Here is a 24,402-nt window from a genome sequence, read left to right as displayed (position 1 = left end):
CGCTCCTTACCTTTTATGACTCTCTCTGGATTTTCTCCAGTTTCTCCGGAAACACCAGCGTAACAGCAAACATATGATCCGCCTGCGTCACCTGCATCTCCCCACCGTATTTTTCTACGGCGCCCCGTACATTTGTAAGACCCAGACCTTCATGCCCTTTTTTTGTAGTTCCCTCCGTGCTGCATTCTCCCGCAAATGGGTTGGTGAGCTTTATCATCGTAAAATCATGAATCTGTTCCCCCTGAATCCGAATGCTTCTCGTCTCCCTATCCGGCTGCGCCTCCACAGCATTATCCAGAAGATTTGCAAAGATCGTCGTGATGTCCATATCTGATATAAATTCCAAACTGATCCCCCCCAGACGGCACTCCACATGCTCTGGAAGAAACTCCTTGAATTTATCATTGAGTACGATGTTGAGCATCTTTGATTCCGCATAGAATTTCATTCCCAGTGAATTGAGCATTGCATGCATGTCTTCAATGTAGGGACTGTTCTCCATCTTCTCCGCCTGCTCGAGAACGGTCAAATGATTTCGGATATCGTGGATTATCTTTCTGGAACGGCTGTAATTGTCTTCCAGATCTTCATAGTACTGCAGTGTCAGCTCATTCTGCTGCTGAATCAGTTTCAGCCGATGCTTCAGTTCTCTGTTTTTTGCCACATCATACCAAAAATACAGACAGTACACATTGATCACGATCAGCAGTCCATCAAACAGCAGCATCCAGCCATACCCGTATCGAACCAGGAACACTTCTCCTGAAATCGCATAGAGAAACATCAGTGCAGTGCTGAACACCGGAACAATAATCATTCCCCTGATCTTCAGCTCTTTTCCGGCATCTGTGTAGCGGCTTTTCAGAAGCCGCCGCATCACAAACGTCACCGCCATGAGAAACGCAACCCGCAGTATAATCAGCAGAACTATTGTCAGCGGATACTCCACCTGTACGGCCATTGTAATCACAGCTACAGCATAGGCTGCCATATACTGTGCGGCCAGAAATTCCATCCAGAATATGATCTGGTAAAGGATTCCCGTCTTATTCTTATAATACAAAGTTCTTCCGATTCCAACGTAAAAGAGTGTCATCACGACTGTCGTCAGAATATCATTGCGAAATAACGGCAGCACCGTGGCCAGAACTCCATAAAAAATCCACGCGATTACCTTCTTCCATCTATCCACATCCTTTTCTCTCGGAATCGCATGAAGGAAACTCACAGAACAGCCCATGATTGCCAGCATGTCAAGCACAGTGAATACCAGCGACACAATTTTTACCATATTCCCCCCTCCATTCTCTCTGACAGATAAGATACCAGTTCCTGTTTCCATCCTTTCTGCTTCTTCTGGGCAACAGGAATCTCCAGCCCATTATCCAACAGGATAACGTTTCCCCGCACATTCTTCACATGAAACATATTTACTACAAAGCTTTGATGCGGCATGGAAAAGCCAAAAGGTTTCATCCGCTCCGCCACCGCTCCAATCCTGTCCTTCAGGTAATAGCTTTCTTCCCCTGTGACAATGCGCACTCTGCGATCTTCATATTCAAAGTAGCAGATATCCTCTGTCGCAAGGCACACCAGCCCTTTGACTGTCTCAAAATCCAGAATCGTCTTCTTTTTCTCCGCCATGGAATAGCGAAATATTTCCTCCAGCACATCCCGGATTTCCTGTTCTTTTACCGGTTTCAGCAAATACTGGAATGCATGAACACCAAATGCACCGGATACATAATCCCGATATGCTGTCAGATACACAATCCGGGTCTCCCTGTCGGTCTCACGAATTTTTCTGCCCGTCTCGATTCCATTCATCCCCTTCATATCAATGTCTAAAAAAATAGCATGATAGGGACGGTATCCTTCAAGCAATGCCTCACCAGACTGAAAGCAGTCCACCTGTACCTGCGGATTCCAGCCTTTTATCAGTCCGGACACCTCATCTGTTATCCTTTTTTCGTCGTCACAAACCGCAATCTGATACATTTTCTTCTCCCATCTCATTCTGTTGAATTTAGTGTAGCACAAATGTTTTTCTCTCAGAAGTCACTTTACCTGATTGCCGGAAAACATGTATTAAAATACCCTGGTGTTTTCCATATTGGCTCCGCAGGAGTCTTGTCTGCAACTCCCCCCCGGCAGCAGCTTCTGTATAAATTGATATACAAAAAAGAAGCGGCGGAATATACTGTTTCATATATTTCCCGCCACTCCACTGTACCCATCCTCACCAGGTTTCCTTCCAGAAGCGTTGAACTCCGTTGAACTCTCTCGTATGTTCTCATATGCTCTTTTATCCACTCCATCACTCGCAGAATCTCTTCCTCTTCTTTTCACTTGATAGTGACAAGTAATGAATGTAATGCTGTACTTACAGAACCTTCTCCATCATATAACCTTCACGGACTCCACCTGCTGCCATCTGGATTTTTCTACACCTGCAATAATCGTTGATTGTGTCCAGTACGATCATTCCCGGAATAATCGTGTGGATTCGATCTGGAACGATCTTGAGGATTCTGGCCATTCCTGCCTTCTTCCCGTGTCTTAATTCATTCAAAAGCTCTTTGATTTTGTCACATTCCATCACCGTGTTATCCACTGAACAGTCAAAATACTCATTGTACAGCTTCAGACATGCACGGTTTGTTCCGCCAACGCCAAGTGCCAGCCTCTGTTTTCCAATCTGCAGCTTATCCAGTTCTTTTCTCACGTGCTCTCTGATCTCTTCGTCCTCATCTTCTGTCGGGAACAGTCCCTCCACATATTTAGAAAATGCTTTCAGCGAACCGATCGGTATAGAGTCTGCACTCTCCACCTTCTCATCTTTGAAACACACCAGCTCTGTACTGCCGCCACCGATATCGATCACGATCCCGGTCTCAAAGTCCGTACCATATGTAGCTCCGGCAAAATCATACATGGCTTCCTTTTTGCCGGATATAATCTCCACCTCAATTCCGGTCTTGTCATAAATCTCTTTCACGATTTTTTCCGTATTATCCACGTTTCGCAGTGATGCAGTCGCTGTAACATAGAGGCGGTCCAACCCGATGCACATGATGATTTTCTTAAAATCATCCAGCGTATCGACCACTTTTTTGATGCCTTTCTTGCTCAGGCAGTTGTCTTCATCCACATATCCGGCCAGTCCTGCCATACTCTTTTTATGGAATGTGGGTAATAATTTTTTATCCACGACGCGGTAACAGGAAAGACGCATCGTATTCGATCCAATATCAATAATTCCGTACATAATTTCCCTCCAATTTTACATAATCTAGTTACAGGCTAAATTCCACAGTGTCGTTCGATTCCGCTTCGCTCCATCTCCTCGCGGGCTTTTGTTTACTTGCATTGTGCTGGTTGCCCGCAGTGTCGTTCGATTCCGCTTCGCTCCATCTCACTCGCGGGCTTTTGTTTACTTGCATTGTGCTGGTTGCCCGCAGTGTCGTTCGATTCTGCTTCGCTCCATCTCACTCGCGGGCTTTTGTATGCTTACATTGTGTATGTTGCCCGCAGTGTCGTTCGATTCCGCTTCGCTCCATCTCACTCGCGGGCTTTCGCCCTATCAGCAGATGACAACAAGCATTTACTTATGTGCGAGCACAACGTAAACGCTTGTTGTCATCTGCTGGCACTGCTCATTGCTGTCGCGTACATTATACCATATCTTCTGTTCTTTCGAATACTGTTTTTTCTTGAAAAGGCAAAAAGGTAGTGCAGAGTTTCCTCTGCACTACCTCGTTAAATATTATTTTGATTCGCTGGTTCTGAGCACTGTGTCTTACTCTGCAACATCTGCGTACATGAAGTACCAGTAACCGTATGGTGAATGCCAAGAACCTGTGATTTTGTCACTCTGTAACCAGAAGTCATTGTAGTAAGCAATCGGAATACATCCGTTGTTCTCCATCAGCACATCCTCTGCTTTGTGGAGTGCCTCTGATCTCTCTTTTGGATCCAGTGTTTCCGCCGCTGTCTCCATCGCTGCATCGTAATCCGGATTAGAGAACTTACCATCGTTGTTTCCGTTGCCGGTTGTGAACAGTTCCAGAATGTTGGAAGGATCTGAATAATCTCCTACCCATCCGTTACGGGAAGTCTCATAGTCTCCGGCACGTCTCATCGGTGTGAAGCTTGCCCACTCTACGATCTCTACATTGAGTGTGATGCCGATCTCTGCCCATGCCTGCTGAAGATACTCTGCTACCACTTTATGATAAGCCATATCGTTTGTTGAGTATGTGATGGTCGGGAGGCCTTCTCCATTCGGATATCCTGCTTCGGCAAGTGCTGCCTTTGCTTCTTTCAGGTTTTCATCAAATGTCTTAGAATCAATGTATGGTTTTCCGCCATTCGCATTTTCTGAGAATTCAGAACCATCGGTGTCTAACCATCCCGGGCCAACGATAGATGTTGCCGGTGTATAGGTTCCCTGCATCAGTTCATTCGCCACATATTCTCTGTCGATAGAAAGGTTTAATGCCTTACGTACCAGTGCGTTGTCAAATGGTTCTTTTAAGTCATTCAGACTTACATAATATGTTCCGATAATCGGATCAATGTAGAAGTCATCCTGTCCATCCAGAGAAGGAATCTCTTCTGTCGGTACGTCCTTGATCATCAGAACTTCTCCGGTCTGGTATGCACTGTAGGCTGCATTGGAGTCTTCCATCAATACCCATTTGATGCTTCCAAGTTTAATCGCATCTGCATTCCAGTAATTTTCATTCTTGCTCATGATGATGTGTGAACCAGGAACCCACTCTGTTACGTTGAAAGGCCCGTTGGATACATACATCTCAGGATCTGTTGCCCATGCATCGCCATTTTTTTCGATTGTTGCCTCCTGTACAGGGCTCAATGTTGCAAATGCTGCCAGGCTCTCGAAATAAGTACATGGTGCTGAGAGTTCTACCACAAATGTCTTGTCATCCGGAGCCGATACCGCCAGCGCATCCAGGTCACCTGCTACCGCTTCGTCAAATCCTTTTACCACGCCAAGTACGGTGGATGCATAAGGTGCTGCTACATTCGGATCACATACACGTTTCCAGCTGTAGACAAAGTCGTTTGCTGTCAGATCACTTCCGTCTGACCACTTCAGACCATCGCGCAGGTGGAAGGTCCATGTGAGACCATCCTCTGAGCTCTCCCATTTTTCTGCCTGTCCGGGAGCAATCTGATTGTCCTTATCTACTGTCAGAAGACACTCAAAGTTGTGCAGAATCATGTTGCCTCCGTCTACCGCCGAGTTCAATGCCGGATCCAGTGTCTCCGGGTTCGGTCCAACCTGCACTGCGAGCTGCTTTCCTTCTGATGATCCTGACGATGATGTGGATGCTTTATCCTTAGAGCCTCCGCATCCTGCCAGACTGCCGACAACCAATGCCATCGCCAGCAATAATGCTACTTTCCTTTTCATTTTTACCTCCTCTTGAAAGCATGAAATACTTTCTTTTTATTTATTGTACTTTGTGGCACGCCACATAGTGACCGGTACTTACTTCACGCCATGCCGGTTCCTCCGCCGCACACTGCTCTGTAGCGTATGGGCATCTAGTACGGAAACGACATCCGGAAGGCGGATTCAGGGGACTTGGTACATCCCCCTTTAAGATAATTCGTTTGCTTGCTCTGCTCAGCTTCGGATCCGCAATCGGGATCGCCGAGATCAGGCTCTGTGTATATGGATGCAGACTGTGCTCTGTGAGCTCGTAGCTGTCTGCCAGCTCCACCAGCTTTCCGAGATACATGACACCGATTCGATTGGAAATGTGTTTCACGATCGACAGGTCATGAGCGATAAACAGATAGGTCAGTCCCATGGACTCCTGCAGCTCCTCAAACATGTTGATTACCTGCGCCTGAATGGATACATCCAGCGCAGAGATCGGCTCATCACACACGATAAACTGCGGATCTACCGCCAGGGCACGGGCGATTCCCACACGCTGTCTCTGTCCGCCGGAAAATTCATGTGGATACCGGTTCGCATGTTCGGAGTTCAGTCCTACCTTGCGCAGCATCTCTATGATCTTGTTCTGTCTGTCCTCTTTGCTTGCAGCCAACTTATGAATATCGATGGCTTCTCCCACGATATCACCGACCGTCATACGTGGATCCAGACTTGCATAAGGATCCTGAAATACGATCTGCATTTTTCTGCGATAAGGGAGCATGTTCTCCGCTATCTTTTTCTCACTGTCAAAAATCACTTTCCCGTCGTATGTGATACGCCCGGAAGTCGGCTCATACAGACGAAGAAGCGTACGTCCCGTCGTCGTCTTTCCACAGCCGGATTCGCCTACCAGTCCCAGTGTCTCACCCTTATTAATAAAGAAAGAGACATCATCCACAGCCTTTACATATTTTTTCTTCTTTCCAACTCCACCTGCCGGGAAGTATTGTTTTAAATTATCTGCCTGTACTAATATTTCACTCACTGTACGTTACCTCCCTCAAACTCTTTCTTCTGATGCATCCAGCAGCTTGTATAATGTGTATCACTAAATTCCGTAACAGGCGGCATCTCGCGAAGACAGATCTTCATACAGGAGTCACAGCGCGGTGCAAACGGACATCCCTTCGGCGGATTCAGCATATCGATCGGTGTTCCCTCGATTGGAACCAGCTTCTCATGCTCCTTCGCATCCAGTCTCGGAATGCTCTTGAGCAGCCCCTTGGTATACTCGTGTCCGGGCTCATAGAATATCTCATCTGTCAGACCGTATTCAATGATCTTTCCGGCATACATGACTGCGATCTTCTCGCACATATTTGCAACAATTCCCAGGTCATGGGTGATCATGATGATTGCCATTCCCAGTTTATTCTTCAGTTCTACCATCAATTCCAGAATCTGCGCCTGAATCGTAACATCCAGCGCGGTCGTCGGTTCATCCGCGATCAGAAGCTTCGGCTCACAGGCCAGTGCAATGGCGATCATCACACGCTGTCTCATACCACCGGACAGTTCATGCGGATACTGCTTCAGACGCTTCTCCGGCTCGTTGATTCCAACCAGCGTGAGCAACTCGACTGCACGTGCCTGAACCTCTTCTTTTGATTTATCCGTGTGGAGCTTGATCACTTCTCTGATCTGATTCCCGATCGTAAACACCGGATTCAGACTGGTCATCGGGTCCTGGAAAATGATTGCAACTTCTTTTCCGCGGATGGTGCACATATCCTTCTCCGTCATGTCGTTGATCTTGTGTCCGTTGAACTCCAGTGTTCCGCCGATCAGACGTCCCGGATGTGCAGTCAGTCCCATCAGGGAATATGCAGTTACAGATTTGCCGGAACCACTCTCTCCTACGATTCCCAGCACCTCTCCCTCTTTCAGACGCAGGGATACGTCATTTAAAGCCTTGACCTCTCCAGCAGGTGTGAAGAAAGAAAGGCGTTCATTCTCAATATTTACCAGATATTCACTCATATCAATTCTTCCTTTCTTAGTTCTTCATCTTCGGATCGAATGCGTCACGCAGTCCGTCTCCCAGAAGGTTAAAGCTCAGTATGATCAGACTGATCAGAAGAGCCGGTGCAAAGAGCAGATACGGATAGGTGTTCAATCCGTTGATTGCATCACTTGCCAGACTTCCCAGCGACGGAAGGGGAACTGCAACACCCAATCCCAAAAAGCTTAAGAAACTCTCTGTAAATATAGAGGAAGGAATCTGTAATGTCGTGGTAACGATCAGTGTTCCGATACAGTTGGTCAGCAGATGCTTCTTGATGATACGTGCATTGCTTGCTCCCAGCGCTCTCGCCGCGGTCACGTACTCACTCTCCTTGAGCATCAGCACCTGGCTTCGCACCATACGTGCCATTCCGACCCAGTATAAAAGTGCGAACACAATGAAGATACTGATCAGGTTCTTACCCACAATCTGGATCCAGGTGAATCCCGGAACCTGGGAAAGTGATTCCAGTGGTGCCTTCAGTGCAAAAGAAAGCAGTACAATCAGCAGAATATCCGGTATGGTGTAAATAATATCTACAATACGCATCATTATCATATCCGTCCAGCCCCCGAAAAATGCAGCGACCGAACCATAAATGGAACCGATCAGCAGAATGATTGCCGTTGCAACCAGTCCTACGATCAACGAGATCCGGCTGCCCATCATAACACGGATTGCATAGTCACGTCCCAGCTTGTCCGTTCCCAGCACGTGTGGGAATACCTTCTCTCCCGCATCAATTGCCTGCTGTTCATTTGAAGAATAGGTCATCGGTGAGAGGTTGTTTGCTCCCTGAATCTGTGTTTCATATGAATATGGGTAAAAACTCGGCACAATAAACGAAAAAATCATGACTAATACGATTACGACCAGGCTTACCATTGCTATTTTATTCTTTTTCAGGCGGCGCAGACCGTCTTTCCAGAAGCCGACGCTCTCCCGCATGACGGTGAGGCTTTCTTTCTCACTGTCCGATGCCGGTGCAAAATCTTCCGGTTTCAGTTTTAATTGAAAACTTAATGGATTCTCTTTCATCTTCTATCTCTATCCTTCCTTCTACTTTAACTTAATACGTGGATCAACCAGCTTATAGACAATATCCACCAACACGTTCATGACGATCATCAGTGTTGCAAGGAAAATGGTTGTTCCCATAATGATTGGGTAGTCACGGTTGTTGATGGAACCGATAAACTGGCTTCCAAGCCCAGGAATCGTGAAGATTTTCTCCACAACAAAGCTTCCAGTTAAAGTATAAGCCATCATTGGTCCCAAATAAGTAACAACAGGAAGGACTGCATTACGCAGTGCATGCTTAAACAAGCTGATAAACTGTGTCAGACCCTTGGCACGTGCTGTTCTCATATAATCCTGTCCTAGAACATCCAGCATGGAAGAACGCATCAGACGCATAATGTATGCCGTTGGATAGAATGCCAGCGATGCAACCGGCATAATATAATTTTTCCAGGAGGCTAGCCCGAAGGTCGGAAGTAACTTCAGGTGTACTCCTAAGAAATACATCAGCAGTGTACAAATAACAAAACTTGGCACTGCGATACCACAGGTCGATATGACGCTGATCAGATTATCCAGAAACTTCCCTCTGTTCAGTGCCGCAATACAGCCCAGCGGTATACCGAGACAGACTGCCACAAGTATTGCCAGTCCTCCCACCTTTGCTGAAACTGGAAATTTAGATAGAATAATCTGTGTCACTGTACGTCCACGCTGCTTCAGGCTATCCCCAAAATCTCCGTGAAGCGCGTCTGTCATATATGTAATATATTGCTGTCCCAATGGTTTATCCAAACCATACTTCGCCTCGAGTGCGGCCTGTGCCTGCGGACTGATTGCTTTCTCCGACATAAATGGTCCTCCGGGAACCAGATTCATCAGAAAGAAAGTCAGCGTCGCTACGATAAACACCGTAACAATCGCCATTAAAACACGTTTGATAACATATTTCTTCATTTGTTGCCTCTCTCCTTCATTTCTACTTGTACATTTTGCCCGTCTTAAAACGGTATATAACCTTTATTATATAAAAAAAGCACAGCAAATACAAGAACAATTATTTTTTCAGAGTTAATTCGGTCTAAATATTAGTATATTATTCCATTTTTTTATATTAAATATAGCAAAAAAAGGGCTTTAAATCCTGAACTGACGGTTTTTATATTTTTTCTTCTATAAACATGAATGGAATATTTTCCCGGCGGCAGACGGGACTGTATACTTCTGTGCTCTGCACAATTGAAATGCAGGATTTACTTACGGACAGTCCATCTCGTAAACTCTGGCCTCATACGGTCGCAGCAGTCTCCATGTTTTTCCAGCCCCATTTTTCCTGCTGCCTTTCCCGCCGCTTTTCCCGTAGTTGCACAAAACCAGCTTTTTCCGCCATCCCCGGCATTCTTTCGGCATTCTCCACCTCAGATTTTTGGTGCTGAAGGAACACACGATCAGCAGGCTCTTTCCATGATAGCGGCGCTCATACATATAGATGCGGTTATCATACTTTCGAAATTCCCGGTAATCCCCCCACAGTGCCGTCTCGCTTTTCTTCCGGTAGTGCAGGCATCTGCGATAAAAATTCAAAATGCTGTCCGGTTCCCGTTCTTCTTTTTCCACATTGATTTCTTTATAATTGGGGTTCACATAAAACCAGGGCGTTCCCGTCGTAAAACCGGCATTGGACGAATCGTTCCACTGCATCGGTGTTCTGGAGGAATCACGACTCGACGCGTGGATCCTGGCCATCCGTTTTTCCCTGCTCTCCCTCCGATGAAAGCTGTGATAATTATTTTTGGAAGACACATCCATGTACTGATCAATAGAATCGAGGTGGATGTTGAGCATCCCGATCTCCTGCCCCTGATAGACAAAGGGCGTTCCCTGCTGAAACAGGTAGCAGACTGCAAGCATGGTTCCGCTCTCCCGCACAAACGCTTCATTTCCATAACGGCTGATGACCCGCGGATGATCATGATTTTCCAAATAGAGTGTATTCCACGCCTTGCCGTTGAGCGCGTGCTGCCATTTCCGAAAGGCGCGCTTGAGCCGCGTCAGCTTAAACGGCCGCTGTATATATTCCGTGAACAGACAGTCTGCCATCATATGATCAAAATGAAACATCAGATCCAGCGATTTTTTCTCGCCCGTCATGTAGGACAACGCGGATTCAGTGGTCGTCATCGGACCTTCCCCCAGCTGAAAACAGTCGTATTCCTCGCATACCTTTCGAAACTCTGCGAGATATTCATGAATATGCGGACCGTCTTTATATAGATGCATTCCGTTGGCCGCCGGGATGAGGGGCAGACCATTCGGAAGTCCGTCCGCCTTCGATATAAATGTGATCACGTCCTCGCGAAAGCCGTCCACTCCCATAGACAGCCAGAAACGCATAATCTCCTTCACTTCCTCCCGCACCTTCGGATTATCCATGTTCAGGTCCGGCTGTTTCTTCGCAAACAAATGAAGATAATACTGATTCCGCTCCGGCGCATACTCCCACGCCTTCCCCTCAAACAGACTGTTCCAGTTATTGGGCAGCCTGCCATTTTTGGCATCCTTCCATATATAGTAGTCACTGTATGGGTTGTCCCTGCTCTTTCTGCTCTCCACAAACCAGGGATGCTCATCAGACGTATGGTTGATCACCAGATCCATAATCACCTTCATTCCCATCTCATGTGCCCGGTCGAGCACCTTTTGAAACTGTTCTAAATCTCCATAATCCGGATGAATATTTTTATAATCAGAAATATCATATCCAAAGTCTGCATTGGGCGACGGGTACAGCGGCGAAAACCAGATGCCATCCACACCAAGTGACTGAATATACGGGAGTTTTTCGTATACTCCCGCGAGATCACCTATTCCGTCCCCATTTCCATCGTAAAAGCTGCGTATCCAGATCTGATAAAAAGACATTCGCTTATACCAGTCTTTTTCCATGTTCTCACCTCGATTTTCAGTATCTAAAACCACTTTTCAAATTCTTCCCTGATTTCATCCCGGAGTTCCCCGCCCGCTTCACTCACATTGTCTCGCATGTCGGAAAACAGGCGTCTGGGACGCGCCAGCATCTCCTGCGTATCCTCCAGCAGTTCCGCCGTAAATTCCCGGAAATGTTCTGCCACCATCTCACTTTTCCTGAGCATCTGTCCGCTCTTCTTTGCGTCGATGATCTGCCCATACCGCTCATGCGCCTCATGCACACTCTCATCCCAGGAAATATAGATCTCGTTCATGGCATTCTCTCCCACCTGACTCACATGAGGCATGTCCCTGCACACGTCCCGGAGCAGCGCACACATCGCTTCGGCGGTCTCCTCAATGATGAATCCGTTCCGATCATGTGTGATCCCCTCCGCGGCACAGCTCCCCTGAATCAGAACACTCGCAAGCCCGCATGCCGCAGCCTCCCTGACAACGATCCCATTTGTGTCATAGGTCGACGGAAACAAGAACAAATCCGCCCGGGTGTTCCACGCGCGAAGCTTATCACGGTCATATACCGGTCCAGTAAATATGCATGCACCCGGTCTGCTGCGATCTGTTTTTTCAAAAAGTCCGTATTCTCTGGCCTTCCCCTTCAGTTCCTCCTCATCCGGTCCACTTCCCACAAATACCATACGGAAATCCTGCCCGCTATCCGCAAGCTTTGCGAGCGCATCCAGAATCAGCGGAAGTCCTTTGTACTTGATGATACGTCCCACGAATAAAAACACCGGAATATCCGGCGGCAGATCATAACCTGCCGTCACCTGTGCCACCTGTGCAGAATCCACTCTCCCTTTTGCAAAATCCACACCGTTATTTACCACGCGGTAATCCCCCTCAAATCCGAGTGAGCGGAGATTCTCCCCCGCGCCGTGACTCACGACCCAGACCTCGTCGCAGGCCTCAATATTGCTGACAAGTGCCTCAATTGCCGTCCGCTGGATAAACCGGGACTTCACTGCTTTTGCAATGTCCACATCAAATTTTGTGTGATACGTAAATACCAGCGGAGCGTCTGTTCTCGCGCGGAGCATTCTGGCCAGTACTGTGGAGGAAACCGGACAGTGACTGTGAATGATATCCGGTTCAAACTCAGCCATATCCCCCAATTCCTTAATGTCCAGCGGATTTCCCGCACGGTACCCCTTCACGATTTTTGTGGTATCAAAGCTCTGGTAGGGAACCACCCGATACGGATAGACCGAGTAGTCTGTTCCCGGATACTCCGGCGTTCCCACCAGAACCTCCGCCAGATTCTGATTCTGCAGAATTTTTGCGTAATTCATAACAACATTTGCCACACCGTCAATGACGGGTGGAAAGGAATCGTTTAATAAGCATACTTTCATTTGAAATTGTCCTTTCTTTTTTGCCGCATCCAATACTTCTTTTCCTCTCTAATTATACTCAACTCCACACTTTATTACAATCAAATGTATCCCTCCCATTTTCCCTGCTTTCTCTCGAAAAAAAATGCAATACATCTGCAGCAGTCTGTTTTGCTGTCAAATATATTGCATTTTTTTCTTCACCGTTCAGGCGTATCACATGTATCTGTCTTTCACATCCTCCTCACGGATAACACCACATCCTATTTTCTCCCCGGCATTTCCCGAGGGCTGTGTCGTGAAGTCGTCCGGATGCCCGTGTACAATAACCGAACGCCCGATAATTTCTTCGATCGTGATCCTGCTGTCGTAGAAAGCCGACCAGGCATAACCTTTATTTCCAAGCAATGGCAGCATGTCGCCGCTGTGGTACGGATGCGGGGCCGGCTCTCTGGAATAGTGGTCTCCCGTCTGATCAAACGGAATCCTGCAGTCTCCTTTTTCATGAATATGCATCGCATAATAACCGGTATCTCCTCTGTCATTATTCTTTGGGAGGCCGAAGATCTCAGCTTCTATCAGTACTCCTGCATAAGGGGTATCGTAGAACTTCACCAGCCCGCTCAGTTGGGGATAATCGGTATTCCCCTGAATCCATGCCATCGCTTTCGGATGCATTTTATTTAAAATAGCGGTAAAAACTGTTCCGGGTGTATTGTCGCGCATAAAACACCTTTTTTATTCATTATATTCCGCCCGGCTGCTTTTGTCATTCTATGTTCTGTCATCCGTACTGGTCTGTCACGCCGCCCTCTACTCTGCCATCCGCACTCGTTTACTCTGTCACGCCGCCTTCTACGACCAGCTCATCCTCATAATCTGCACCATAGGTATCCACCAGAGTCTCTTCATAATCCTTGTGGAAGAACTGCTCTTCTCCCAGACTCTTGATTTCCCCGTTAATTGCATCGAGAAGTGTCTGATTTTCTTTTGTCACTGCCGGTGCGATGGTGTCCTTGCTCCCCAATGTCGCGATGCCGACTTCGTAACCATCGTTTTCACTGGCAAATGCAAGAACCTCCGTATTGTCGTTGACCCAGGCAACGCCGTTTCCATTCTCCAGTGCATTCTTGGCGTTGGCATAGGTATCATATTTCTGGAGTGTCAGATTCGGATAGTTTTCAATGAGATATGTCTCTGCTGTTGTTCCGGAGATCACAATGACCGGATCATCGGCAGTCAGATCATCTAAGCTTTTCACCACTTTGTCCGACGGTGAAACAACACCAAGGGATACATTCATGTACGGAAGTGCAAAATCCACCTCCTCTTTTCTTTCATCCGTCACCGTAAAGTTTGCCAGTATCACATCCACTTTTCCGGTCTGCAGATATTCGATACGGTTTGCTGCCTCTGTGGAAACGTAATTGGCCTTCACACCCAGATCCTTCGCGAGTCTGTCTGCGAAATAGATATCATATCCTTGATAATCCCCGTTTTCATCTACGTAACCGAAAGGACTTTTGTCTGAAAATACTCCGATATTAATTTCTCCGCTCTCCTTGATTTCGTCTAACGTGCGAAACACCTGCCCGCTTTTTGACGTATTCTCTGCTGAGCCCGATGCCAGTTCCGTTCCCGCCGCACCTGTCGATCCGGCTGAAGCCGCTGCTCCCCCGGAACCTCCGCATGCTGTAAGACCAAGTGTCAGTGCCACTGCTGCCCCGATTGCCGTAAGTTTTTTAAAATTTTTTATCATTCTGATTTCCTCCATAATTCCTTTATTTTTACACTGCTCCTGACGTGGAGACTCTAAATTCACTCCGCCGCTTCTTTGAAAGGCTATACAACCTCCTGGTTTCGCACGGCCTCAAATTCAAATATATTTAAAAACTGTTTTGTCCGCTCTTTCTTTGGATGTGCAAAGATCTCCTCCGGCGTTCCCGCCTCCAGAATCTTTCCTTCATCAAGGAAGAGCACTCTGTCTGCCACTGCCTTGGCAAACTGCATTTCATGTGTCACAATAATCATCGTACGCTTCTGTCTTGCAAGCTCCAGCATGACATCCAGAACCTCCCGCACCATCTCCGGGTCGAGTGCTGCCGTGACTTCGTCAAAGAGCAGAATCTCCGGATTCATGCAAAGAGCCCGGACAATAGCGACTCTCTGTTTCTGTCCTCCGGACAACTGCCTCGGATAGCTGTCCGCCTTATCCTTCAGGCCCACCCGTTCCAGGAGCTTTTGTGCCTCCTCCTTCACGGCGGCTTTCTCACGCTTCTGTACCTTCAACGGAGCCAGCATGATATTATCCAGAACCGTGAGATGCGGAAACAATTCGTAATTCTGAAACACCATTCCTATCTTCTGCCGGATCTGGACCAGATTCGTGCCCTCCGCTTCTATGCTTTCTTCCCGTAATTTTATGGATCCGCTCTGAATCTTCTCCAGGCCGTTCAGGCATCGAAGCAGTGTACTCTTTCCGCATCCGCTGGGTCCGATAATCACCACCACTTCTCCCTTTTTCACGACCAAATCCACATCGTTTAAAATCAGGTGATCCTCATATTCTTTTTTCAGATGACTGACCGTCAGTATCTGTTGTTCCACCGCTCTCACCTCCATTTTTGTTCCAGATATTTTGCCATCAGACTGATGGGCCAGCACGCCAGAAAATACAGGAAAAACACTACCAGATATATTCCAAACGCTGCATTGGGACTTGCCATTCTGTTTGCCTCGATAATCTGCTGTGCCACCTTGATCATCTCCACAACTCCAATCATCAGAATCAGACTTGTTGTCTTGATCATCCTCGTAATCAGATTGATCGATAATGGAATCAATCTGCGCACCGTCTGAGGGATGATCACGTACCGGTACGTCTGAAATCTGCTCAGACCAAGTGCCTCACTGCTTTCATATTGATGCACCGGTATACTGATCAGTGCACCTCTGACCAGATCGCTCATTTCCGCCGCACCCCAGAGGGTAAAAACTATGATCGCTGATAACTCACCGGTAGGCTGCCAACCAAACATCCGTGTGCTGCCAAAAAACACGATAAATAAAAGTACCAGCTGCGGCATGATCCGTATAAATTCCAGATATAATTTCAGAATGAACTTTATGACAACATTTTTCCCGGTCATCAGCGTTCCCAGCAGAATCCCCAGCGGAATGCTGACTGCAACCGCAATCAGGCTGATGCGAAGCGCCACACCGAGTCCGCCGAGAAGTCTGAGAAGGTTGCTGCCCTTTAGTAATACATTAATTCCCAAATCCGGCATACCGCACCCTCCTCTCCAGCCATGCTCCCAAAAGTGATACCGGCAGAAGAATCATCAGGTAGAACGCCACTAACAGCACCAGACTTTCTGTTGTCTTATAGTATAACCCTATGAGATCCTTCGCCGTAAACATCAAATCCATCAGGCTGATCGCTGAAAATACACTCGTCTCTTTCAACAGAAAGATTATATTCGCCAGAAATGCAGGAACACTGACGGAAACCGCCTGCGGCAATATCACATAGCGCATGACCTGGCAGGAGTTCATTCCCAGACTGAGCGCACTTTCTTCCTGTATCTTCTCAACAGCCTCAAACCCGCTTCGAAAACTTTCCGCCATGTAACTTCCACCTAAGAATGTCAATCCTGCAATTCCACACATTTGTGCATCTGTCGCAATACCGATTTTCGGCAGCCCATAATATAGGAAGAATAATTGTACGAGAAGCGGTGTATTTCTGCTTAATTCTATATAAACTGCCACAATTCTTCTGAGCACCGGTATCCGGTAATATTGGATCACCGCACAGAACAGACCCACCAGAATCGCAAGAAGGATTCCGGCAATTCCCAGTTTCAGAGTAAGCAGTGCCGCCTTTTCATACATCGGCAGGTATGTTTGTATGTATTCCCAGTTCATCGGAATGCCCTCTTTCTATACGCACAGTCTATTCTTCAAATGGAATAACAGCACCCTCATACGTATCATTGATATACTGCTTGATCTCATCTGATTTCAGAACCTTTACCAGTTCCTGAATTGCTTCGTTTTCTTCATTACCCTCTTTCACCGCAATGATATTCACATAAGTCTTCGCCGCCTCTGAATCAGATTTCTCATATGCAAGCGCATCTTTGTTTACGGTATAGCCTGCTTCCAGTGCATAATTTCCATTTAAGACCACGAATGCAACTTCACCGGTGACACGTGAAACTTGTGCTGCTTCCAGCTCTTCAATCTGAATGTTGTGCGGATTTTCTGTAATATCATTGACCGTTGCCTCCAGACCTGCATCTTTGCTCAGTGTGATCAGTCCATTGTCCTGGAGCAGAAGGAGCGCTCTCGCCTCATTTGTGGTGTCGTTCGGAACTGCAATAGTATCGCCATCTGCCAGATCATCCAGACTGCTCTTTGTTCCCGGATAAATACCGAACGGCTCATAATGAATGTCTCCGGCATCCACTAGATGCGTCCCTTTTTCTTCATTAAAACTCTCCATGTACGGAACATGCTGTGTATAATTGGCATCAAACTCACCGCTCTCTACAACTTCGTTGGGCTGTACATAATCGTCAAACACGGTAATGTCAAGCGTATATCCCTCTTTCTTCAGAATCGGCTTCGCCTGCTCCAGAATCTCCGCATGGGGTGTCGCTGACGCCGCAATCTTGATCACTTTTGTGTCACTTCCTGAATTGTTTCCTGCGCTGCTCCCCGAACCACTGTCTGCTGTCTGTCCGGCATTACTGCCGCAGCCCGTCAGTGCCGCCACAACAAGACTTCCTGCTACTACTGCTGATAATAATCTCTTTTTCATAATCTTTCTCTCTCCTCTTTTTTGTTCTTTCGTATTATTTACTTGTTTCCAATTTATCTATGATCAAATTTTGCTGCGAGATTCATCCCAACGATCTGGAATAACTGCACCAATAAGATCAACAAAATTACGGTTGCTATCATGATGTCCTCCTGATAGCGATAATAACCATAGCGGACTGCAATATCTCCCAGTCCGCCACCGCCGACCGTCCCCGCCATCGCGGAATATCCCAGGATCGTTCCGATTGCGATGGTTGCGCCTGTGAGGATTGAAGTTCTGGCCTCCACAAGCAAAACCTTCCATATAATAGTCAGCGTGGATGCGCCCATGGATCTGGCTGCCTCAACAACTCCACTGTCCACTTCTTTGATGGATGATTCGATCATTCTTCCGATAAACGGTGCCGCTGCAATCACCAGCGGGACGATGGTCGCTGTGGAGCCATAGCTTTTCCCAACGATGGCTCTTGTAAATGGAATCAACAGGATCAATAAAATCAAAAACGGAATGCTGCGCAGAATATTAGACAGCACATCCAGTATCCGGTAAAGGAATGCATTGGGCCTGATGCCGTCTTTATCCGAGACTGCCAGAATGATGCCCAACGGCAGCCCAAGAAGATATCCAAATCCCGTAGAAAATATCGTCATATAGAGTGTTTCCCCGATTCCTTTGATAATCATAGATAGTACTTCACTATTGAACATGTCTGTCCACCTCCTCAACTTCCAATCCTTTTTCCGTCAGATAGTTTTCTATCTCCCGTCTCCTGTGTTCTGGAATCCCCAGAAGCATTTCGCCTTTGGCAATTCCATTTACGTTTTTCGTATCTGCCCTCAAAATGTTAATAGGCTCTCCAATGTGGAGAATCATATTGGCAATCACCGGTTCAAACGCCGAATTTTCTGTAAATACGATCCTGAAAATCACCTCCGTCTCCATCCGGTTTCTTTCTTCCGGCTTTTCCAATTGCCCCTCTTCCGGCTGTCCGGCCCCCAACTGGGAGCCTGCAGCCGCATCTCCTATAATCAATCGCCTTCCCGCATCTGATTTCGGATGATTGAAAATCGCCTCCACATATCCCGATTCCACCACGCGGCCCTGTTCGATAATCGCCACTTTTTCACATATTTCCCGGATAACATCCATCTGGTGGGTGATCATCACAATGGTAATTCCATATTCCTGATTGATCTGTCTTAGAAGTCTCAATATCGACTGTGTCGTCTGCGGGTCAAGTGCGCTGGTCGCCTCATCACAAAGCAGAATGTGAGGATTGGAGGCAAGTGCCCTTGCAATTGCAACCCGCTGCTTTTGCCCTCCCGATAACTGGGATGGATAGTCTTTTTCCTTTTCAGTTAATCCGACCACCTGCAATAATTCCTTTGCCCGCTGTCTGGCCGCACTCTTTTTCTCCCCCTGAATGAGCAGGGGAAACACGATATTGTCCAGAACCGTCTTTTGCATCAGCAGATTAAAGTGCTGGAAAATCATGGCAATGCTGCGTCTTTTTTCCCGAAGCTGCCGTTCCTTCAGACTGCCCAGTTCATTTCCCTCGATGAATACTTTTCCATCCGTAGGTTTCTCTAAGTAATTCAAACATCGAACCAATGTGCTTTTTCCAGCTCCGGACATTCCGATAATCCCGTATATTTCCCCTTTTTCAATCTCAAGGCTGATATCCTTCAGAGCATCTACATTTCGCCCATCTGCCACGAACCTTTTTGAAATGTGGTCTAAAATAATTTGTGCCATCTCTTCCTCCTTTTGCATTCCCTTCCCCTGAACTCTCCTATTTCATAAAGCGGGCGTTCTGCCGCTGTTTCGAAAACCTGCAATTTTACTATCGCTTCATTTTGGTAGTTATAAGGGCATAATAATAGCAGATACACATATGCATATCTGCCTCTCCAAGTCTTATTTCCGCCATTTTACCGGTTTCGCTGACTTACTGAATAAACAGGTAATAAACACATACGTGAAGAAGCCACCCTGCACATGCACATCATGGTACACATGCCTTTGCAGCAGATCATCATATTCTTTCTTCTTTTTAATGTATTCATATGTGTTTCCCCTTTCTTTTTTATTTCATACTTTCTTGATAGGATTAATATGTTTTGAATTATACTCAGGAATCTGTCGTTTGTCAACACTTTATTTTAAAAAAGAAGCTTGCTTGCAAGATTATCCGCCTGCGGCGGGTCGATTTATCGACAAATTCCCTTCCGCCGCAGTGCGAACCCCGCGGAGCGTTTTTATATCCTGGGACATTCGAAGAAATTTCCCAGGATATAAAAAGCCCCTCTATCAGATTACAATCTGATAAAGGGACCTGGCTTACATATCTTTTCAATTTCTTCTTTTCTGCAGCTGCACTACCATTTAGTAGAGATTATATAATTTTATTCTTCTCTTTTATTCTCCGCCCCATACCACCGAATGGATGGCAGTTCGTTGTTCACTCCTTTTGTCATCAGTATTTGATGAATATCAATGATTCCATTGTGGAAGGTCGCTGCGCATGCGCTCAAATACAATCTCCACATGCGGATAAAGGTTTCATCAAACATTTTTTTGATTTCTTCCAGATTCTCCTCAAAATTTTCCAGCCACTTCAGAAGTGTCCGATTGTAGTGAAGCCGCAGATTTTCAACGTCCAGCGTATGGAAATTGTAGTCCCCCATATAGGACATCATTTCACGTAGGCTCGGAACGACCCCGCCCGGAAAGATATACTTCTTTATCCACGGATCACCGGGATGCTCCTGAAGTGCACTGATAAAATGCAGCAGAAATACTCCGCCCGGTTTTAATACCTGATTCGCACATTCCATATAAAGTCTGTAATTGTCACGGCCGACATGCTCCAGCATTCCGATGCTCACAATGCGGTCAAACTGCCGGCCGTATTTTGGCAGATCACGATAATCCATCAGTACAACTGTCAGATACTCCTGCAGGCCTTCTTCCTCGATCCGTTTTTGAAATTCCTTATACTGTTCCTTGCTCAGTGTGATTCCCATCCCATGTACTTTATATTTTTTTGCTGCTTCAATCAGCAAGTATCCCCAGCCACACCCGATATCAAGCAGGGACATCCCCTCTTTCAAGCACAGCTTTTCCAGGGTGTAATCGATTTTATTTAACTGTGCCTGATACAGGGAATCCTCTTCATTCAGAAAGTATCCGCAGGAATAACTCAGCGTCTCATCCAGCCACAGCTTGTAGAAATCATTTCCGATATCGTAGTGACTGGTCACTTCCTGCTTTTGATTGCTCTTGGCCGTGGAAGAAAACATCAGCTTTTTCAGTGCATTTTCATCTGTGGAAAACTTTCCCATCTGCCCCAGGAAATGATCCAGCGCCTCATAAAGGTTCCCCTCGATATCAAGGTCGCCCTGCATATACGCTTCGCCAAGCGCTAATGACGTACTCTTTAAGAGCTCTGCCATCGGAATCGCCCTGTTCAGTTTCACGGTAAATGCCGGCTGTCCTTCACCGATCATATATTCGTGGTTCTTAAACTTCACGCAGAATGGATTGTCACTGAACCGCTCAAGAAATTTTACCATTGCCTTTTCTTCTGCTATTTCTTCTACCTTTAACATGATATCCTCCATTTTTTTCACGAAATTCATTAAAACCTTTACACGCTACATATCCCATTATTCACTCAATTGCGCCTTCTATACCGGTTTTAATTCTTTTTGATCTTCTTATTCCGTTTTCTCATCTCCGCAATGATGAAGATGATTGATAACGGGAGGATTATCATATGGATTTATCTAAAGGGATTTCTACTCTGTTCTGAAAAATGCAAATCAGCTTTGTAATTACCTCCATCCATTCTGCAGTTTAATGAGAGCTCTGGGCAATATACGCACAAACCAAATTCACCACACCATCCGCTCCCACCCGGCTTTCATCGATACACAGATCGTAATTGCCGCCAAATCCCCACGTCTGCCCGGTATAGTATTTATGGTAAGACGCTCTTCTCGCGTCCGTCTCCTCCACAAGCCTCTTTGCTCTCCTCCGGGAAATATCATGTGCTTTTTCCATCTGCTCAATCCGGTAGTCCATCGGGCCGCACAGAAATATCCGGACCACATCCGGTTCCTCTTCATATACGAAATTTCCACATCGTCCAATAACTACGGCCGGTCCATTTCCGAGGGTGGTCGTAAGTGCCTTGATGGCAGTCTTCTGTGCCATGTCCTGCGGCATGTCCGCTGCGATTGCTTCGAGGAAAAGATTGGTCTCCCTCTCCTCAAAGAAACCGGGGTATCGCCCTGCCATGCTGCATTTTTCTGCCAGCTCTCTGATATGTTTTTTATCATACAGCGGCAGTTCGAAGTGTTCCGCCAGCTTCGCGCCGACAAGGTCTCCCTGACAGCCACACTGTCTTGCTATTGTAATAATCATAGGTTTTTTCCTTTCACTAAATAAACATTCCAAAAACAGATGCACCGACAACAGTCAGAATCCCCGACACTGCGATCGACAGCGAGCTCATGGCTCCCTCGATTTCTCCCAGTTCCATTGCCTTTGCCGTTCCAATGGCATGAGCGGCTGATCCCAGCGCAATACCCTTTGCTATGGGTTCCTTAATGTGGAAAATCTTCAGGATTATTTCACCGAAAATGTTGCCGAGCACTCCGGTAATCACAATCGCTGCCACCGTGATCGTAACATAACCGCCGAGTTCCTCCGAGATGCCCATTCCGATTGCCGTTGTGACGGATTTCGGAAGAAGTGTGACATATTCCTGATGATTCAGTCCGAATAAAAGTGCCAGAACAAAGACCGTAACCAGGCTGGTAAACACTCCGGATACGATTCCGACAATCACCGCCTGATAGTTGTCCTTCAACAGCTGAATCTGCTCATACAGTGGAATTGCAAGACAGACTGTAGCCGGCGTCAGAAGCCAGCTGAGATACCTGGCACCTGCGTTGTACGTATCGTAATCCACTCCCGATAGAAGCAGCAACACCATGGTGAACAGAATTGCCAAAAGCAATGGATTTAAAAATCCAAATTTAAATTTCTTCTTTAGATACATGCCGAGCAGATAAAACAGAATGCTGATCGTTACTCCTGCATATGCGGATGCTGTCAAAAAATTATTCATCTTTCAAATCCTCTTTCTTTTTTCTTGTGTGCTGCACGATCCACTGGGAACTCAGCCCGCTCACAGCCATGACTGTGATGATTGCAGCCATAATAATCACACTGACCGGAAGAAGCATCGGCTTTAATATCCCCCACGAAGTCATAAGCCCCACTCCCGCCGGCACAAACATGACGGGCATGATCTCAATTAAGAAGCGCCCTGCCTCTAGAATATCCTGCACCCGTATGATTCCCGTCATTAAAGATACAAAAAGAAGCGCCATACCATAAATGCTCGCCGGAATCGGCAACGGCAAAAAAAAGTTCAGCGCTTCTCCTATAAATGAATAAAGCAAAATAATTAGAAACTGTTTTAAAATTTTCATGATACATTCTCCTGTATAATATGCAGCGTCCCTCGCAGGTATTCAGTAGTAGTTTGTCTGGGACATTTCTCATATGAAACTTCGTTTCCTATGATTTCATCCGGTCAAAATCGTATGCAAAAAAACACGATACACTCTAGTTTACCCCTTTTCACAGAGAAGTCAACCATGCAATTTTAACCACTTTTTATCTGAAGCGTGACCCCAAAAAGATACGATAAAAGCACTGGTCCTGCCAAGACTTCAATACACCTCGGCAGTGCGACCCCCGCGGGCGTTTTTTTGTATCACCGGAAGTTCGAAGGAATTTCCTGTGATACAAAAAATATAGACGCAGACAAACGCCGATCTTGTTTTTGTCTGTGTCTATATTATAAAATTCCTTTTATTTTATATCAAATACTTGATTTTTATAGGCTTCCACACCCTAAACCATCACTTCCTTCATCAGCCTGTGCCAATTTTTGTATGTGATTTTTTCAATCTCTTCCTGATTGAATCCGGCTCTCTTCAACTCTTTTACGAGATTGGGAACACAGGACGCATCTTCCAGTCCGATCGTACATGTCGTATCCTGGCTGGCGTACAGACTCAGCGTATCTCCGTTTAGGTACTCCGAGAAATCAAAACCAAATCCGATATGGTCTACTCCGATCAGCTCTGCCATATGGACCACATGTCTCACCAGATTTTCAACCGTCTGGCTTCTTTCTTCCCTATGCACAAATTCATTGAAAGAATTTAGGCCCACAACGCCTCCTGTCTCTGCAAGGGCTTTCAACTGTTCATCCGTCAGATTCCTTGGATGATTGCAAAGTGCCCGACAATTTGAGTGAGAGGCAACAACCGGTCCGCCCGCCGCATCCATAACTCCCCAAAAGGACTCGTCATTTAAATGGGAGACATCCAGTAGCATTCCCAGATCCTGTATTCTTCTGACAGCTTTTCGCCCTGCTTCTGTAAGCCCACGTCCGGGTGTTCCTCTGACTCCTGTTGCCAGCAGATTTTCTTCGTTCCATGTAAGACCTGCATGTCTTACGCCAAAATCATAAAACTCATTGATGAGATCTATATTCTCACCAATACACTCTATCCCGTGAACCCTCACATGACTGAAGTCACGTGCTTCCTGTTTCGGCGTAAATCCCCACAATAAATGCTGGTCTTATGCTTACTCCACAGGCGTAGATTATACTGTTTGGACAGTTCCTGCCCTACAGTTTTTTGTTTGCTTTATAAGAATTTTT

General features: G+C 46.4%; 23 protein-coding genes. All 23 read right to left on the bottom strand.

The annotated features are described in order from the left end of the window. Positions 1–13: 13 nt before the first annotated feature. The 23 genes from BUB85_RS12705 to BUB85_RS12590 all read right to left on the bottom strand — a co-directional run bounded on the left by BUB85_RS12705 (position 14) and on the right by BUB85_RS12590 (position 24,308). Entirely contained in the window at positions 14–1,291 is a 1,278-nt protein-coding gene (locus BUB85_RS12705) for a sensor histidine kinase (RefSeq protein WP_073111055.1), read from the bottom strand. Further along, positions 1,285–1,998: a LytR/AlgR family response regulator transcription factor gene (locus BUB85_RS12700; RefSeq protein ID WP_073111053.1), complete on the bottom strand. Its 714-nt coding sequence runs from the start codon at positions 1,996–1,998 to the stop codon at positions 1,285–1,287. Before BUB85_RS12700 ends, BUB85_RS12705 begins: the two co-directional genes overlap by 7 nt. A gap of 385 nt (positions 1,999–2,383) precedes the next feature. Then, positions 2,384–3,268 carry a Ppx/GppA phosphatase family protein gene (locus BUB85_RS12690; protein WP_084534035.1) on the bottom strand — a complete coding sequence of 295 codons (885 nt, stop codon included), beginning with the start codon at positions 3,266–3,268 and terminating at the stop codon, positions 2,384–2,386. Positions 3,269–3,799: 531 nt separating this feature from the next. Continuing rightward, complete coding sequence (locus BUB85_RS12685; protein WP_073111047.1) at positions 3,800–5,440, bottom strand: peptide ABC transporter substrate-binding protein; 1,641 nt, start codon at positions 5,438–5,440, stop codon at positions 3,800–3,802. A gap of 40 nt (positions 5,441–5,480) precedes the next feature. Continuing rightward, positions 5,481–6,461, bottom strand: coding sequence for an ABC transporter ATP-binding protein (locus BUB85_RS12680; protein ID WP_073111045.1), 981 nt, complete (start codon positions 6,459–6,461; stop codon positions 5,481–5,483). Then, entirely contained in the window at positions 6,458–7,456 is a 999-nt protein-coding gene (locus tag BUB85_RS12675) for an ABC transporter ATP-binding protein (protein ID WP_073111043.1), read from the bottom strand. Before BUB85_RS12675 ends, BUB85_RS12680 begins: the two co-directional genes overlap by 4 nt. A gap of 16 nt (positions 7,457–7,472) precedes the next feature. Then, on the bottom strand, positions 7,473–8,519 hold the full coding sequence (locus tag BUB85_RS12670) for an ABC transporter permease (protein WP_073111041.1): 1,047 nt from the start codon (positions 8,517–8,519) through the stop codon (positions 7,473–7,475). 21 nt (positions 8,520–8,540) lie between these two features. Further along, on the bottom strand, positions 8,541–9,458 hold the full coding sequence (locus tag BUB85_RS12665) for an ABC transporter permease (RefSeq protein ID WP_073111039.1): 918 nt from the start codon (positions 9,456–9,458) through the stop codon (positions 8,541–8,543). Positions 9,459–9,758: 300 nt separating this feature from the next. Further along, positions 9,759–11,447 carry an alpha-glucosidase gene (locus BUB85_RS12660; RefSeq protein WP_073111037.1) on the bottom strand — a complete coding sequence of 563 codons (1,689 nt, stop codon included), beginning with the start codon at positions 11,445–11,447 and terminating at the stop codon, positions 9,759–9,761. A gap of 23 nt (positions 11,448–11,470) precedes the next feature. After that, complete coding sequence (locus BUB85_RS12655) at positions 11,471–12,844, bottom strand: glycosyltransferase (protein WP_143160715.1); 1,374 nt, start codon at positions 12,842–12,844, stop codon at positions 11,471–11,473. 195 nt (positions 12,845–13,039) lie between these two features. Then, entirely contained in the window at positions 13,040–13,549 is a 510-nt protein-coding gene (locus BUB85_RS12650; RefSeq protein WP_073111032.1) for a superoxide dismutase family protein, read from the bottom strand. A 109-nt stretch (positions 13,550–13,658) separates the two neighbouring features. Beyond that, entirely contained in the window at positions 13,659–14,579 is a 921-nt protein-coding gene (locus BUB85_RS12645; protein ID WP_242945422.1) for a transporter substrate-binding domain-containing protein, read from the bottom strand. Positions 14,580–14,665: 86 nt separating this feature from the next. Next, a complete protein-coding gene (locus tag BUB85_RS12640; protein WP_278319594.1) occupies positions 14,666–15,430 on the bottom strand; it encodes an amino acid ABC transporter ATP-binding protein in 765 nt (254 codons plus the stop codon). Between the two features lie 5 nt (positions 15,431–15,435). Continuing rightward, positions 15,436–16,110, bottom strand: a complete 675-nt coding sequence (locus BUB85_RS12635) for an amino acid ABC transporter permease (protein ID WP_073111027.1) — start codon at positions 16,108–16,110, stop codon at positions 15,436–15,438. Next, on the bottom strand, positions 16,091–16,750 hold the full coding sequence (locus BUB85_RS12630) for an amino acid ABC transporter permease (RefSeq protein WP_073111025.1): 660 nt from the start codon (positions 16,748–16,750) through the stop codon (positions 16,091–16,093). Before BUB85_RS12630 ends, BUB85_RS12635 begins: the two co-directional genes overlap by 20 nt. A 28-nt stretch (positions 16,751–16,778) precedes the next feature. Beyond that, positions 16,779–17,648: a MetQ/NlpA family ABC transporter substrate-binding protein gene (locus BUB85_RS12625; protein ID WP_073111023.1), complete on the bottom strand. Its 870-nt coding sequence runs from the start codon at positions 17,646–17,648 to the stop codon at positions 16,779–16,781. A gap of 53 nt (positions 17,649–17,701) precedes the next feature. Next, positions 17,702–18,358: a methionine ABC transporter permease gene (locus tag BUB85_RS12620; RefSeq protein WP_073111020.1), complete on the bottom strand. Its 657-nt coding sequence runs from the start codon at positions 18,356–18,358 to the stop codon at positions 17,702–17,704. Next, positions 18,348–19,406, bottom strand: a complete 1,059-nt coding sequence (locus tag BUB85_RS12615; RefSeq protein WP_073111091.1) for a methionine ABC transporter ATP-binding protein — start codon at positions 19,404–19,406, stop codon at positions 18,348–18,350. Before BUB85_RS12615 ends, BUB85_RS12620 begins: the two co-directional genes overlap by 11 nt. Before the next feature lie 650 nt (positions 19,407–20,056). Next, positions 20,057–21,262 (bottom strand): SAM-dependent methyltransferase, encoded by a 1,206-nt coding sequence (locus BUB85_RS12610; protein ID WP_073111088.1) that lies wholly within the window; start codon positions 21,260–21,262, stop codon positions 20,057–20,059. A 247-nt stretch (positions 21,263–21,509) separates the two neighbouring features. Beyond that, positions 21,510–22,079, bottom strand: coding sequence for a cytidylate kinase-like family protein (locus BUB85_RS12605; protein WP_073111018.1), 570 nt, complete (start codon positions 22,077–22,079; stop codon positions 21,510–21,512). A 16-nt stretch (positions 22,080–22,095) separates the two neighbouring features. Next, entirely contained in the window at positions 22,096–22,788 is a 693-nt protein-coding gene (locus tag BUB85_RS12600; protein WP_073111016.1) for an LrgB family protein, read from the bottom strand. After that, positions 22,781–23,155, bottom strand: coding sequence for a CidA/LrgA family protein (locus tag BUB85_RS12595; RefSeq protein WP_073111014.1), 375 nt, complete (start codon positions 23,153–23,155; stop codon positions 22,781–22,783). Before BUB85_RS12595 ends, BUB85_RS12600 begins: the two co-directional genes overlap by 8 nt. A gap of 427 nt (positions 23,156–23,582) precedes the next feature. Further along, the gene (locus BUB85_RS12590; protein WP_073111012.1) at positions 23,583–24,308 is read right to left on the bottom strand and encodes a dipeptidase; all 726 of its coding nucleotides are present in this window, start codon (positions 24,306–24,308) and stop codon (positions 23,583–23,585) included. Between the last annotated feature and the right edge of the window lie 94 nt (positions 24,309–24,402).

Origin of the sequence: Hespellia stercorisuis DSM 15480 (assembly GCF_900142165.1) — a bacterium.
Taxonomy (GTDB): domain Bacteria; phylum Bacillota; class Clostridia; order Lachnospirales; family Lachnospiraceae; genus Hespellia; species Hespellia stercorisuis.
This window is presented reverse-complemented; position numbering and strand designations above follow the sequence as displayed.